The organism is Streptomyces sp. NPDC030809, assembly GCF_055572195.1.
Genome location: NZ_JBVIDV010000022.1, coordinates 1 through 12,656, shown reverse-complemented (window position 1 = coordinate 12,656; position 12,656 = coordinate 1). Strand labels below are relative to the sequence as shown.

Sequence of the window (12,656 nt, the reverse complement as noted above, 5' to 3'; positions counted from 1 at the left end):
AGTGTTCGCACGGCGTTCGCCGACTGGCGAATAAGCGCTGATCAGGCAGGAATCAGGCCTGAATCGTGCGCGGCTTGTAGGCCGGCCGGGAGCTTTCGTACCGGGCAATGTCGGCTTCGTTCTGAAGGGTGAGGGAGATGTCGTCCAGACCCTCCAGCAGCCTCCAGCGCGCGTTGTCGTCGAGTTCGAACTCGGCCTCGATTCCAGCCGCGCGCACCTGGCGGGCGACGAGGTCCACGGTGATCTCGGCGGTGGGGTCGGCCTCGGTCAGCTCCCACAGCCGGTCGACGGTCTCCTGCGGGAGGACGACGGTCAGCAGGCCGTTCTTCAGCGAGTTGCCGCGGAAGATGTCGGCGAAGCGGGAGGAGATCACCGTCTTGAAGCCGAAGTTCTGCAGGGCCCAGACGGCGTGCTCGCGGGAGGAGCCGGTACCGAAGTCGGGGCCCGCGACCAGTACGGTCGCGCCCTGGCGCTCTGGGCGGTTCGTGACGAACTCCGGGTCCTTGCGCCAGGCCTCGAAGAGCCCGTCCTCGAACCCGTCGCGGGTGATCTTCTTCAGCCAGTGGGCCGGGATGATCTGGTCGGTGTCCACGTTGCTGCGGCGCAGCGGCACGGCCCGGCCGGTGTGGGTGGTGAAGGCTTCCATGGCTCTCAGACTCCGGAGGGGGCGGGGACGGCCGGGGAACCGGCGAGGTCGGCGGGCGAGGCCAGGTGGCCCAGGACCGCGGTCGCGGCGGCGACCTGCGGGGACACCAGGTGGGTGCGGCCACCCTTGCCCTGCCGGCCCTCGAAGTTGCGGTTGGAGGTGGACGCGGAGCGCTCACCCGGGGCCAGTTGGTCGGGGTTCATGCCGAGGCACATGGAGCAGCCCGCGTGCCGCCATTCGGCGCCGGCCTCCTTGAAGACCTTGTCCAGGCCCTCTTCGACCGCCTGCAGGGCCACGCGGACGGAGCCCGGCACGATCAGCATGCGTACGCCGTCGGCGACTTTGCGGCCCTCGATGATGCCGGCGACCGCGCGCAGGTCCTCGATGCGGCCGTTGGTGCAGGAACCTACGAAGACGGTGTCGACCTTGATCTCGCGCAGCGGCTGGCCCGCGGTCAACCCCATGTACTCCAGGGCCTTTTCGGCGGCCAGGCGCTCCGAAGCGTCCTCGTACGAAGCCGGGTCGGGGACGCTCGCGGACAGCGGGGCGCCCTGGCCCGGGTTGGTGCCCCAGGTGACGAACGGGGACAGCGCGGAGCCGTCGATGACGACCTCGGCGTCGAAGACCGCGTCCTCGTCGGTGCGCAGGGTCTTCCAGTAGGCGACGGCCTCGTCCCAGTCGGCGCCCTGCGGGGCGTGGTCGCGCCCCTGGAGGTAGTCGAAGGTGGTCTGGTCGGGGGCGATCATGCCCGCCCGGGCCCCGGCCTCGATCGACATGTTGCAGATGGTCATGCGGGCTTCCATCGAGAGCTTCTCGATGGCCTCTCCGCGGTATTCCAGGATGTAGCCCTGGCCGCCGCCGGTGCCGATCTTGGCGATGATCGCCAGGATCAGGTCCTTGGCGGTGACGCCCTCGGCCAGCTCGCCGGTGACCGTGATCGCCATGGTCTTCGGACGGGCCAGCGGCAGCGTCTGGGTGGCCAGCACGTGCTCGACCTGGCTGGTGCCGATGCCGAAGGCCAGCGCCCCGAAGGCGCCGTGCGTGGAGGTGTGGGAGTCACCGCAGACCACGGTGGTGCCGGGCTGGGTCAGTCCCAGCTGCGGTCCCACCACGTGGACGACGCCCTGCTCGACATCGCCCAGGGAGTGCAGCCGGACGCCGAACTCCGCGCAGTTGCGGCGCAGCGTCTCCAGCTGGGCCCGGGAGACCGGGTCCGCGATCGGCTTGTCGATGTCGAGGGTGGGGGTGTTGTGGTCCTCGGTCGCGATGGTGAGGTCGAGGCGCCGGACCTTGCGGCCGTTCTGCCTCAGCCCCTCGAAGGCCTGCGGGCTGGTCACCTCGTGCAGCAGGTGCAGATCGATGAAGAGGAGGTCGGGCTCGCCCTCGGCGCGCCGGACGACATGGTCGTCCCAGACCTTCTCCGCGAGTGTCCTACCCATCGCCTTCCCTCCGGCCGGCGGCTGAGCTGCCGGCACTTGCTAGAGACCCTGAACCCCGTTGCTCGTGGGTCCGCACATACAGACTGGCGGGTTCTTGGAAAATTTGAACTTGCGTTTCACAGTGTGAGACGTGAATATCGTTGCATGGACAACTCTAGCGGCGTCGGCGTTCTCGACAAGGCAGCTCTGGTTTTGAGCGCACTGGAGTCCGGTCCGGCCACCCTCGCCGGGCTGGTCGCGGCGACAGGGCTTGCACGACCCACGGCCCACCGTCTGGCCGTGGCACTGGAACACCACCGGATGGTGGCGAGGGACATGCAGGGCCGGTTCATCCTCGGACCGCGGCTGGCGGAGCTCGCCGCCGCGGCCGGCGAGGACCGGCTGCTGGCCACGGCCGGACCGGTGCTCACGCACCTTCGCGATGTGACCGGCGAGAGCGCGCAGCTCTACCGGCGACAGGGCGACATGCGCATCTGCGTGGCGGCGGCCGAACGGCTGTCCGGCCTGCGGGACACCGTCCCGGTGGGCTCCACGCTGCCCATGAAGGCCGGTTCGGCGGCTCAGATCCTCATGGCCTGGGAGGAGCCCGAGCGGCTGCACCGCGGCCTGCAGGGCGCCCGGTTCACGGCCACCGCCCTCTCCGGTGTCCGGCGCCGCGGCTGGGCGCAGTCGATCGGTGAGCGGGAGCCCGGCGTGGCCTCCGTCTCGGCGCCGGTGCGCGGCCCTTCCAACCGCGTGGTTGCCGCCGTGTCGGTCTCCGGGCCGATCGAGCGCCTGACCCGCCACCCGGGCCGGATGCACGCCCAGGCGGTCATCGACGCGGCCGCGCGCCTCACCGAGGCCCTGCGCCGCGCCGGCTGACCGGTTCCGATTCTGCCCGCCCTCCCCGGTGCCCGGGGCGCCTGCGACGCCGCACACGTCCGCACAGGCGCCTCCGGGCACCTTCTGCTTGCGCGGGCGCCCCGGTTCCGGATAGGGGCGGCGGACGGGCGCCGGGCGTCCTGTCGCCGGGACACGGCGGGGGGCGCGGCCGGGGCTCGTGCGCGGGACGTACGGGCGTACGGGCGTACGGGCGTACGGGCGTACGGGCGTACGGGCGTACGGGAAAAGGAAGAAGGCCCCTCGCGATGAACGCGAGGGGCCTTCTCCGTGCGTACCCCCGACCGGATTCGAACCGGCGCTACCGCCTTGAGAGGGCGGCGTGCTAGGCCGCTACACAACGGGGGCTTGCGAGTTACTGCGCTGGGCTACCAGGACTCGAACCTAGAACAAAGGAACCAGAAACCTTCGTGTTGCCAATTACACCATAGCCCAATGAGGTCTAGACCTCAGTACCCCCGACCGGATTCGAACCGGCGCTACCGCCTTGAGAGGGCGGCGTGCTAGGCCGCTACACAACGGGGGCCCTAGCGATCCTGCATCGAGACGTCCGGGAGCTACCCAGGAGACCTCGCGGGAAGGATCTGTACCCCCGACCGGATTCGAACCGGCGCTACCGCCTTGAGAGGGCGGCGTGCTAGGCCGCTACACAACGGGGGCTAAGCACTGCGTTACTGCTGCACTGCGCTGGGGTACCAGGACTCGAACCTAGAATAAGGGAACCAGAAACCCTCGTGTTGCCAATTACACTATACCCCACCGAAAGTCAATCCCTTGTCGGGACTTTCTTTCGAGCGGCGCCTCCGTCCGGCCTTTCGGCCCGCTCGGCGGCGCAGAAAGAACATTACCGGATGTCTGACCGTGCTCCAAAACGGGTATCCACGGCCAGCAGATCCGGGAGAAAGTGCAGGCCGGTGATCCGGTGCACTCCTTCGGGTGCCGGGCCGCGGCCGCCGTCCCGGTCCAGCCAGAAGGAGAGCAGCCCGGCGTCCCGGGCCCCCCTGCCGTCGATCTCCGGCTGGTCGCCCACGTAGGCCACCTCCTCCGGCGGCAGCCCCAGCGCCTTGCAGGAGAGCAGGAAGGCCTCCGGCTCCGGCTTGCTGACGCCCAGCTCGGCGGCGCACAGGAGCACCTCGAAGCGGTCCCGCAGGCCCAGGGCGCGCAGCTTGGGGTCCTGGTTGGCGAGGGTGGAGTTCGAGAGCACCCCGTGCCGGTGGCTGTCCGCCAGCCGGTCCAGCACCGGCACCACGTCGGGGAACACCACCCACTCCGCCTTGAAGTGGCCGATGTACCGCTCGATCCAGGCGTCGGCGGCGTCGTCGTCCAGGTCCGGCTCGCCGAGGAACTCGCGCACCCGCTCGCGCCGCTGGTCCTCGAAGGAGATGCCGCCGGCGGCGAAGCGCGCCCAGTGGGTCTCCGTCACCCGGCGCCACAGGGCGAGGGCCTCGGCGTCGTCGCCGAAGCGGCCGGCCAGCCCCTCGGCCGCGAGGTGCCGGGCCAGGCCGGTGCGGTCGGCTCCCGTGTAGTCGAAGAGGGTGTCGTCGATGTCCCAGAGCACGGCGCGGATCGGCATGTGACCGACGCTACAACGCCGCAGGGGCGGCCGCCGGGCCTCTCGGAAAATGAGAGGCCGGCGACCGCCCCTGCGCAGGACGGTCCCCCGGCGCGGGCCGGGGACGTGACGAACGGCTCAGCCGGCCAGCTTGGCCAGGGCCGCGTCGATGCGGGCGAGCGAGCGCTCCTTGCCCAGGATCTCCAGGGACTCGAAGAGCGGCAGGCCGACGGTGCGGCCGGTGACGGCCACCCGGACCGGGGCCTGGGCCTTGCCCAGCTTGAGGCCGTGGGCCTCGCCGGCGTCGAGCACGGCCTGCTTGAGCGACTCGGGGTCGTTCCAGTCCGCGGCGTCGAGCTTCTCGCGGGCGGTGGCCAGCAGGGCCGCAGGCTCGCCCTTCATCGCCTTGTCCCACGAGGCCTGGTCCTCGACGGGCTCCTTGCGGAACAGGAAGTCCACGTTGGCGGTGATGTCCGACAGGACGGTGACGCGGGTCTGGGCGTACGGCGCGATGCGCTCCCAGGCCGCGGCGTCGAAGTCCTCCGGCTCCCAGTTGGCGTGCGGGGCCTGCAGCCACGGCGTGCAGGCGTCCGCGAAGGCCTTCGGGTCCATCCTGCGGATGTGGTCGCCGTTGATCGACTCGCACTTCTTGAGGTCGAAGCGCGCCGGGTTGGCGTTCACGTCCGTGATGTCGAACTTCGCGACCATCTCGTCGAGCGTGAAGATGTCCTGGTCCTTGGAGAAGGACCAGCCGAGCAGCGAGAGGTAGTTCAGCAGGCCCTCGGGGAGGAAGCCGCGCTCGCGGTACAGGTTGAGCGAGGCCTGCGGGTCGCGCTTGGAGAGCTTCTTGTTGCCCTCGCCCATCACGTACGGCAGGTGGCCGAACTGCGGGATCTCCTTGGCGACGCCGAGCTCGATGAGCGCCTTGTAGAGGGCGATCTGCCGCGGGGTGGAGGACAGCAGGTCCTCGCCGCGCAGGACGTGCGTGATCTCCATCAGCGCGTCGTCGACCGGGTTGACCAGGGTGTAGAGCGGGGCGCCGTTGGCCCGGAGGATGCCGTAGTCCGGCACGTTCTCCGGGGTGAAGGTCAGCTCGCCGCGGACCAGGTCCTGGAAGGTGATCGGCTCGTCGGGCATCCGGAAGCGCACGATGGAGGTGCGCCCCTCGGCCTCGTACGCGGCCTTCTGCTCGGGGGTCACCACGCGGCAGGTGCCGTCGTAGCCGGAGGGGCGGCCCTCGCGGCGGGCGAGCTCGCGGCGCTCGTCGAGCTCCTCGGCGGTGCAGTAGCAGTGGTACGCGTACCCGCCGTCGAGCAGCTTCTCGGCGATGCCCGCGTAGATGTCCATCCGCTGGGACTGACGGTAGGGGGCGTGCGGGCCGCCGACCTCGTCCGGGCCCTCGTCCCAGGTGAAGCCGAGCCAGCGCAGCGAGTCGAGGAGCTGCTGGTACGACTCCTCCGAGTCGCGCGCGGCGTCGGTGTCCTCGATGCGGAAGACGAACGTGCCGCCGTGGTGCCGGGCGAACGCCCAGTTGAACAGGGCGGTGCGGACCAGGCCCACGTGGGGGTTGCCGGTCGGCGAGGGACAGAACCGTACGCGTACGGGAGATGCGCTAGCCACGCTTGATCACCTTGTTGGTGAGAGTGCCGATGCCTTCGATGGTGACGGCGACCTCGTCGCCGACGTTGAGGGGGCCGACCCCTGCCGGGGTGCCCGTGAGGATGACGTCGCCGGGGAGCAGCGTCATGGCCTCGGTGATGTGCACGACGAGGTCCTCGATGGAGCGGACCATCTCGCTCGTGCGGCCCAGCTGGCGCTGGACGCCGTTGACGGTGCACTGGACCGCGAGGTCCGAGGGGTCGAGCTCGGTCTCGATCCAGGGGCCGAGCGGGCAGGAGCTGTCGAAGCCCTTGGCCCGGGCCCACTGCTTCTCGCGCTGCTGGACGTCGCGGGCGGTGACGTCGTTGGCGCAGGTGTAGCCGAGGATGACGTCCTTGACCCGCTCGCGGGGGACCTCGCGGCACATGCGGCCGATGACGACGGCCAGCTCGGCCTCGTGGTGCAGTTCCTGCGAGAACGAGGGGTAGACGATCGGGTCGCCGGAGCCGACCACGGCGGTGGAGGGCTTGAAGAAGGTGATGGGGGCCTCGGGGACCTCGTTGCCGAGCTCCGCCGCGTGCTCCGCGTAGTTGCGGCCGATGGCCACGACCTTGTTGGGGAGCACGGGCGGCAGCAGGCGAACCTTGCTGAGGGCGACCTTCGTGCCGGAGAGCTCGAAGTCCGCGAAGGGGATGCCCTTGATGATGTCGAGGACGAGCTCGTCGGGGGCTGACCCCTCTACGGCGCCGAAGGCGACGTTGCCGTCGATCGAGAACCTGGCGATGCGCACGTGTTGCGTCTGCCCCTCTTGTGTTCCGCTGTCTGGAGTCTGCCGATCCAGGCTAACGCGGCGGGCCGTGCGGGATCGCGTTGCGTCGCGGGCGGACTACTCCGCGGCGACGGCGGCGGGGGCGACCATCAGGACGGTGCGGCGCGGGTTGGCGGTCTGGGCCGGCAGCTCGACGGTGTGCTCCGGGGCCGGGGCGCCCTGCAGTTCCTCGGCGTCCTTCAGGTGCGCGAGGGTGGTGCGGCGCGGGTTGGCTATGTTGCGGAACATCATCGTCGTCTTCATTGCTGTCTCGGAACCCTGTCGGTGACGGGCACCCCGCGGGCGCCGGTTGTCGGATGTGCGATGCCTGTAAACAGCCAGGCTAAACATCCGACTCCCCGCGGATGTGGGGAAGTAGCGGCTCCGGGTGTGTGAGTTTGCTCACCAGCAGGCGGGCATTAGGGCCATAACGGACAGTCAATCCGGCCCGGAAAAACGGACATTGCGCCACTGAATGCTCCATTCCGCTCCTGATCATGGCGACTGGGACACCCGGACCGCGTAAGTGATTCATAAGAAATAGTCCGTTTTCTCCAAGAACGACTTCCACGTCGCGTAGCACCCCCGTCACAAGCGGTCACGGATCAAGAGGTGCGCTACTCGCACCTTGTTGGAGATCCGGCACTGTGCTGGAATTCCGGGGACCGCCGCGGGATTCAGCCGGCGCGCACCGGGCGCAACGCAGCGCCGAGCGGCGGTCGTGAAAGGGGAGAAGCGCCGGTCACCGACGACCACCATGGGGCTCGTTAGTGCCCCATCGACTCGACACCGTCCCACCGCTCGCGGGGGGACGCCTGGTCCAGAGGTTGCGACGCTAGTGCAGGGACGTTTCAAGAAGGATGGGTCTCCCCAGGCCCGCCAGGGCCGAGGGGAAGCTGCGGCGGAGCAGGAGCCGCGCGGCGCGAACGACCGTGGCTCCTCGCCCCAGCACGCCCAGAACCACGGGCCGGCTGCGGGCGGCGTCGCCGCCGGTGCGGCCACCGAGCCCGGCGCTCCGGCGAAGGCCCGGGGCAAGGCCAAGGGCAAGGGCCGGAACAAGAGCCTGAAGGACCAGCCCCAGGCGCCGCAGGACCAGGCGATACCCGCCGCCGCGGCCCCCCAGGGGTCCGGCTCCCGGCTCGCCCTCCAGAACTGGCGCATCAGCACGCGACTCGTGTCGCTGCTCGCCCTGCCGGTCGTCGCCGCCACCTCGCTCGGTGGCCTCCGTATCAACGAGTCGATGACCGACATCCAGCAGCTGGAGCACATGCAGCTGCTGACCACGATGACCAAGCAGGCCACCGCGCTGGCCTCCGCGCTCCAGGAGGAGCGCGACAAGTCCGCCGGCCCGCTGAAGAACAGCAAGGGCAAGGCCAACAGCCTGGTCGACAGCGTCCGCAAGAACACGGACGACGCCGCCACCGCCTTCGTCGACGCCACGCAGTCGATCGACGAGCAGGAGCGCAGCGACGAGACCCTCGAGTCGATCCGCTCGAACGTGCTCCAGATCAGCCAGCAGCTGATGACCATCGAGGACATCCGCAAGCACGCGTACGAGAACGGCGCCCAGCAGACCGTCTCCGAGTACAACCAGCTGATCCTCTCGCTGCTCAGCCTCTCCCAGGACATGGCGCAGGCCACCTCCAGCCCGGAGATGATCAAGCGCACCCGCGCCCTGGCGGCGTTCTCCTCCGCCAAGGAGTACGCGTCCATCCAGCGCGCGGTCATCTCCGCCGCCCTGCCGGAGTCGAACGCCAAGCCCGGCTCGCTCACCGAGAACGACCGGCTCTACGCGCTCGCCGCCCTCAAGAGCGAGGGGCAGGCCCGCAAGACCTTCGACCTCGTGTACCAGGGCAAGGCCGAGGACCTCACCGAGAGCCTCAACGACGGCCACGCCGAGATCTCCGCGGCCGAGCACTACGAGCGCCGCATCCTCGGCACCCAGGGTCAGTTCGCCAAGGAGAAGCCGCGCTCCTGGATGGACTTCTACGACCAGGCCGACGTCAAGCTCACCGCCATGAAGAAGGTGGAGCTCTCGCTCCTCGACGACATGGAGCAGGAGGCGCGCAACCTCAAGAACGAGTCCCAGCGCGACGCCATCATCAACGGTGCGCTGATCCTCCTCGTCCTCGGCGTCTCCCTCGTCGGCGCCTTCGTGGTGGCCCGCTCCATGATCCGCTCGCTGAAGCGGCTCCAGGACACCGCGACCCGGGTCGCCCAGGACCGCCTGCCGGAGCTCGTCAAGCAGCTCTCCGAGTCCGACCCGCAGGACGTGGACACGTCCGTGGAGTCGGTCGGTGTGCACTCGCGCGACGAGATCGGCCAGGTGGCCGCGGCCTTCGACGACGTGCACCGCGAGGCGGTCCGCCTCGCCGCCGAGCAGGCCCTGCTCCGGGGCAACGTCAACGCGATGTTCACCAACCTCTCGCGGCGTTCCCAGGGCCTCATCCAGCGCCAGCTCTCGCTCATCTCCGAGCTGGAGTCCCGCGAGGCCGACCCGGACCAGCTGTCCTCGCTCTTCAAGCTCGACCACCTCGCGACCCGCATGCGCCGCAACGGCGAAAACCTCCTCGTCCTCGCGGGCGAGGAGCCGGGCCGCCGGTGGACCCGCCCGGTCCCGCTGGTCGACGTGCTCCGTGCCGCCGCCTCCGAGGTGGAGCAGTACGAGCGCATCGAGCTGGCCTCGGTGCCCGGCACCGACGTGGCCGGCCGCGTGGTCAACGACCTCGTGCACCTCCTCGCCGAGCTGCTGGAGAACGCCACCTCGTTCTCCTCCCCGCAGACCAAGGTCAAGGTGACCGGTCACGCCCTGCCGGACGGCCGGGTGCTGGTCGAGATCCACGACACCGGCATCGGCCTGTCCCCCGAGGACCTGGCCGCGATCAACGAGCGGCTCGCCTCGCCGCCGACCGTGGACGTCTCCGTCTCCCGCCGCATGGGCCTCTTCGTGGTCGGCCGCCTGTCCCTGCGACACGGCATCCGCATCCAGCTGCGCCCGTCCGACTCGGGCGGTACGACGGCCCTCGTCATGCTGCCCGTCGACGTGGCCCAGGGCGGCCGCAAGCCGGGCGCCCCGGGCGCCGGCCAGCCGGGCCAGGTTCCCGGCCAGGGCCAGCCCCAGGCCCAGGGCGGCCAGGCCCCCGCGGCCGGCCGGCCGGGCGGCGGCGCCCCGCAGGGCGGTCCCCAGGGCGGCCGGCTCGCCGGCGGCCAGCAGCGCGGGCAGCTCGCCGGCGCGGGCCAGGGCGGGCGTCCCCAGGGCGGCCGTCCGCAGGGTCCGGGCCAGGGCGGCCAGCGCCCGCAGGCGCCGAACGCCTTCGGCGCGGGTGCCCCGATGAGCCCCGGCCGCGGTGCGCAGGGCGGTCCGCAGGCGGGCCAGCAGGGCGGTCTGCTCCAGGGCGGCCCGCAGCCCTCGCCGAGCCGTCCGGCCGCGCCGCAGCCCGCCTCCGCGGGCTTCCCGCAGGGCAGCGGCTTCGAGCGGCCCCAGGCGCCGGAGCGCCCGGCCGCCCCCGCGGCCCCCACCGGTCCGCTGCGCGCGGACGGCAGCGCCCGCCCGCAGCTGCCGCCGCGCGGCGGTTCGCGCGGCGAGCTGCCGGGCACCGCCCCGCAGACCACCAGCTGGGGTGCCGACCAGGCGGCCCGCGGCGGCCAGGACGCCCCGCGCGGCCACGACGACCGCCAGGGCCCCGGCTCCACCGCCGAGTTCGCCCGGCCGGACTTCAACGCGCCGCTGCCGCAGGGCGGCAGCACGACCGGCCAGTTCGCGCGGCCCGAGGTCCCGGGTGCCGCGGACCCGTCCCAGACGGGCCAGTTCGCCCGCCCGGACCTCCCGTCCGGCTCCACCACCGGCCAGTTCGCCCGGCCGCAGGTGCCGGCGGTCCAGGACCCTGCGTCCACGGCCCAGTTCGAGCGGCCCGACTTCCAGGCCCCGCGTCCCGGCGGCCCGGGTGTCGGCGGCTACGGGCAGCAGGGCGGCCCGGCTGCGCAGCCGTTCCCCCCGCAGCAGTCCACCGGCCAGTTCCCGGCCGTGCAGGCGCCGCGGGCGGACGCTCCGCAGCTGCCGCAGGCCCACCAGCCGGAGGCGCTGCCGCCGGCCGGCGGACCGGGCGACGCCCGCACCCCGCTCTTCGACACCCTCGAGTCGAACTGGTACCGCGCGGACGCCGGGCTGCCGCCCCAGTCCGCCGGACCGGCCGTCCCGCCGCAGCCGCAGCCGCAGTTCCAGCAGCAGCCGTTCGCGCCGCAGGCCCCCGCGCCGCAGCAGGCCCCCCAGGCCCCGCAGCAGCCGGTCCAGGAGCGCGGCAACGACGCGCTGACGGCCACGGGTGCCACCCCGACGGTCACCTGGCGCAGCTCCCCCAACGACGAGCTGATGAAGCAGGCCGAGCGGGTGCGCCAGCCGGCCGCGGGCGGAATCACCACCTCGGGTCTGCCCCGCCGGGTCCCCCGTGCGAACCTGGTGGCGGGCACGGCCCAGCAGCAGCCCGACACGCAGTCCGGTCCGCAGGTCTCGCGTGCGCCGGACGACGTGCGCGGCCGCCTCACCAACCTCCGCCGGGGTATCCAGCAGGGTCGCCAGGCGGGCAACAACGGTCCGGCCACCGGCAGTTACCGCACCGGCCCCACTCACCAGCAGGAGCGTTAGTTGAGTTCCATGAGCCAGGCGGCACAGAACCTGAACTGGCTGATCACCAATTTCGTGGACAACACCCCCGGGGTGTCCCACACCGTGGTGGTCTCCGCCGACGGCCTCCTTCTGGCGATGTCCGAGGGCTTCCCGCGGGACCGCGCCGACCAGCTGGCGGCGGTCGCGTCCGGTCTGACCTCGCTGACCGCCGGTGCCTCCCGCATCTTCGAAGGCGGCCACGTCAACCAGACCGTGGTGGAGATGGAGCGCGGCTTCCTCTTCCTCATGTCCATCTCCGACGGGTCCTCGCTGGCCGTGCTCGCGCACCCCGAGTGCGACATCGGCCTCGTGGGCTACGAGATGGCCCTCCTGGTGGACCGGGCGGGCAGCGTCCTCACTCCGGACCTGCGCGCCGAGCTCCAGGGCAGCCTCCTCATCTAGACCGCCATTCCTCCGGCCGGGCGGTACTCCCGGCCGGGGGACCGGGGCGTACCCGGACCTTTTCCAGTACCACCGTCAGGCCGAGAACCCCCGTCCCCCCACCGGCCCTCTACGACGGCAGGCTGACCTCTGCTGTCCAGCCCGGAGGATCAATGACCCCGCCCCCCGCCTTCTCCGATTCGTACGGCGACCAGTCGTACGCGGAAGGCGACCAGCCGCTGGTGCGTCCCTACGCGATGACCGGTGGCCGGACCCGGCCCCGCTACCAGCTCGCCATCGAGGCGCTGGTCAGCACCACGGCCGACCCGGTCCACCTCTCGGGCCTGCTGCCCGAGCACCAGCGCATCTGCACGCTGTGCCGGGAGGTCAAGTCGGTAGCCGAGGTCTCGGCACTGCTGCAGATGCCGCTCGGCGTCGCCCGCATCCTCGTCGCCGACCTGGCGGAGGCCGGAATGGTGGCCATCCACCAGCCGGGCAACGGCGAGGCCGGCGGAACGCCGGATGTAACGCTCCTCGAAAGGGTGCTCAGTGGACTTCGCAAGCTCTAACGGAGGTTCCGTCGGTGGGGCGCCCCGCTCCACCACCTCCGCGAAGATCGTGGTGGCGGGCGGCTTCGGCGTGGGCAAGACCACGTTCGTCGGCGCCGTCTCCGAGATCAACCCCCTGCG

10 protein-coding genes, 5 tRNA genes and 1 pseudogene are annotated in these 12,656 nt (G+C 71.3%); 5 read left to right on the top strand and 11 right to left on the bottom strand.

Annotated elements, in window-relative coordinates; genetic code table 11:
* Positions 1-52: 52 nt before the first annotated feature.
* Positions 53-646 carry a 3-isopropylmalate dehydratase small subunit gene (leuD, locus tag ACZ407_RS26335; protein WP_468132363.1) on the bottom strand — a complete coding sequence of 198 codons (594 nt, stop codon included), beginning with the start codon at positions 644-646 and terminating at the stop codon, positions 53-55.
* A gap of 5 nt (positions 647-651) precedes the next feature.
* Positions 652-2,085: a 3-isopropylmalate dehydratase large subunit gene (leuC, locus tag ACZ407_RS26330; RefSeq protein ID WP_468132361.1), complete on the bottom strand. Its 1,434-nt coding sequence runs from the start codon at positions 2,083-2,085 to the stop codon at positions 652-654.
* Between the two features lie 144 nt (positions 2,086-2,229).
* Here leuC and ndgR point away from each other — a divergent pair, with 144 nt between their 5' ends.
* Entirely contained in the window at positions 2,230-2,946 is a 717-nt protein-coding gene (gene ndgR, locus ACZ407_RS26325; RefSeq protein ID WP_114054338.1) for an IclR family transcriptional regulator NdgR, read from the top strand.
* Between the two features lie 293 nt (positions 2,947-3,239).
* On the opposite strand, the gene ACZ407_RS26320 is transcribed toward ndgR, so the two are convergent.
* The 9 genes from ACZ407_RS26320 to ACZ407_RS26280 all read right to left on the bottom strand — a co-directional run bounded on the left by ACZ407_RS26320 (position 3,240) and on the right by ACZ407_RS26280 (position 7,187).
* Positions 3,240-3,312 (bottom strand) — tRNA-Glu (locus tag ACZ407_RS26320).
* A 15-nt stretch (positions 3,313-3,327) separates the two neighbouring features.
* Positions 3,328-3,399 (bottom strand) — tRNA-Gln (locus ACZ407_RS26315).
* Between the two features lie 18 nt (positions 3,400-3,417).
* Positions 3,418-3,490 (bottom strand) — tRNA-Glu (locus tag ACZ407_RS26310).
* 61 nt (positions 3,491-3,551) lie between these two features.
* Positions 3,552-3,624, bottom strand: a tRNA-Glu gene (locus ACZ407_RS26305).
* A 27-nt stretch (positions 3,625-3,651) separates the two neighbouring features.
* Positions 3,652-3,723: transfer RNA gene (locus ACZ407_RS26300), tRNA-Gln, on the bottom strand.
* An 85-nt stretch (positions 3,724-3,808) separates the two neighbouring features.
* Positions 3,809-4,537, bottom strand: coding sequence for an HAD family hydrolase (locus ACZ407_RS26295; RefSeq protein ID WP_468132359.1), 729 nt, complete (start codon positions 4,535-4,537; stop codon positions 3,809-3,811).
* 117 nt (positions 4,538-4,654) lie between these two features.
* The gene (gene gltX / locus ACZ407_RS26290; RefSeq protein WP_468132357.1) at positions 4,655-6,136 is read right to left on the bottom strand and encodes a glutamate--tRNA ligase; all 1,482 of its coding nucleotides are present in this window, start codon (positions 6,134-6,136) and stop codon (positions 4,655-4,657) included.
* On the bottom strand, positions 6,129-6,905 hold the full coding sequence (locus tag ACZ407_RS26285) for a fumarylacetoacetate hydrolase family protein (RefSeq protein WP_468132355.1): 777 nt from the start codon (positions 6,903-6,905) through the stop codon (positions 6,129-6,131). Before ACZ407_RS26285 ends, gltX begins: the two co-directional genes overlap by 8 nt.
* 96 nt (positions 6,906-7,001) lie before the next feature.
* Entirely contained in the window at positions 7,002-7,187 is a 186-nt protein-coding gene (locus ACZ407_RS26280; protein WP_468132353.1) for a hypothetical protein, read from the bottom strand.
* A 574-nt stretch (positions 7,188-7,761) separates the two neighbouring features.
* Here ACZ407_RS26280 and ACZ407_RS26275 point away from each other — a divergent pair.
* The 4 genes and pseudogenes from ACZ407_RS26275 to ACZ407_RS26260 all read left to right on the top strand — a co-directional run.
* Positions 7,762-11,565, top strand: coding sequence for a sensor histidine kinase (locus ACZ407_RS26275; RefSeq protein WP_468132351.1), 3,804 nt, complete (start codon positions 7,762-7,764; stop codon positions 11,563-11,565).
* A gap of 9 nt (positions 11,566-11,574) precedes the next feature.
* Positions 11,575-11,988, top strand: coding sequence for a roadblock/LC7 domain-containing protein (locus tag ACZ407_RS26270; protein ID WP_468132585.1), 414 nt, complete (start codon positions 11,575-11,577; stop codon positions 11,986-11,988).
* 152 nt (positions 11,989-12,140) lie between these two features.
* A complete protein-coding gene (locus ACZ407_RS26265) occupies positions 12,141-12,536 on the top strand; it encodes a DUF742 domain-containing protein (protein WP_455402987.1) in 396 nt (131 codons plus the stop codon).
* Positions 12,517-12,656 (top strand): annotated as a pseudogene (locus tag ACZ407_RS26260) (ATP-binding protein); the annotation flags it as partial. The gene ACZ407_RS26265 and the pseudogene ACZ407_RS26260, both read left to right, overlap by 20 nt.

Bases quoted from the DNA above. Each gene is read 5' to 3' on its own strand.
- leuC (WP_468132361.1), bottom strand. From the start codon at position 2,085: ATGGGTAGGACACTCGCGGAGAAGGTCTGGGACGACCATGTCGTCCGG.
- ACZ407_RS26265 (WP_455402987.1), top strand. From the start codon at position 12,141: ATGACCCCGCCCCCCGCCTTCTCCGATTCGTACGGCGACCAGTCGTAC.
- leuD (WP_468132363.1), bottom strand. From the start codon at position 646: ATGGAAGCCTTCACCACCCACACCGGCCGGGCCGTGCCGCTGCGCCGC.
- ndgR (WP_114054338.1), top strand. From the start codon at position 2,230: ATGGACAACTCTAGCGGCGTCGGCGTTCTCGACAAGGCAGCTCTGGTT.
- ACZ407_RS26270 (WP_468132585.1), top strand. From the start codon at position 11,575: ATGAGCCAGGCGGCACAGAACCTGAACTGGCTGATCACCAATTTCGTG.
- ACZ407_RS26280 (WP_468132353.1), bottom strand. From the start codon at position 7,187: ATGAAGACGACGATGATGTTCCGCAACATAGCCAACCCGCGCCGCACC.
- ACZ407_RS26295 (WP_468132359.1), bottom strand. From the start codon at position 4,537: ATGCCGATCCGCGCCGTGCTCTGGGACATCGACGACACCCTCTTCGAC.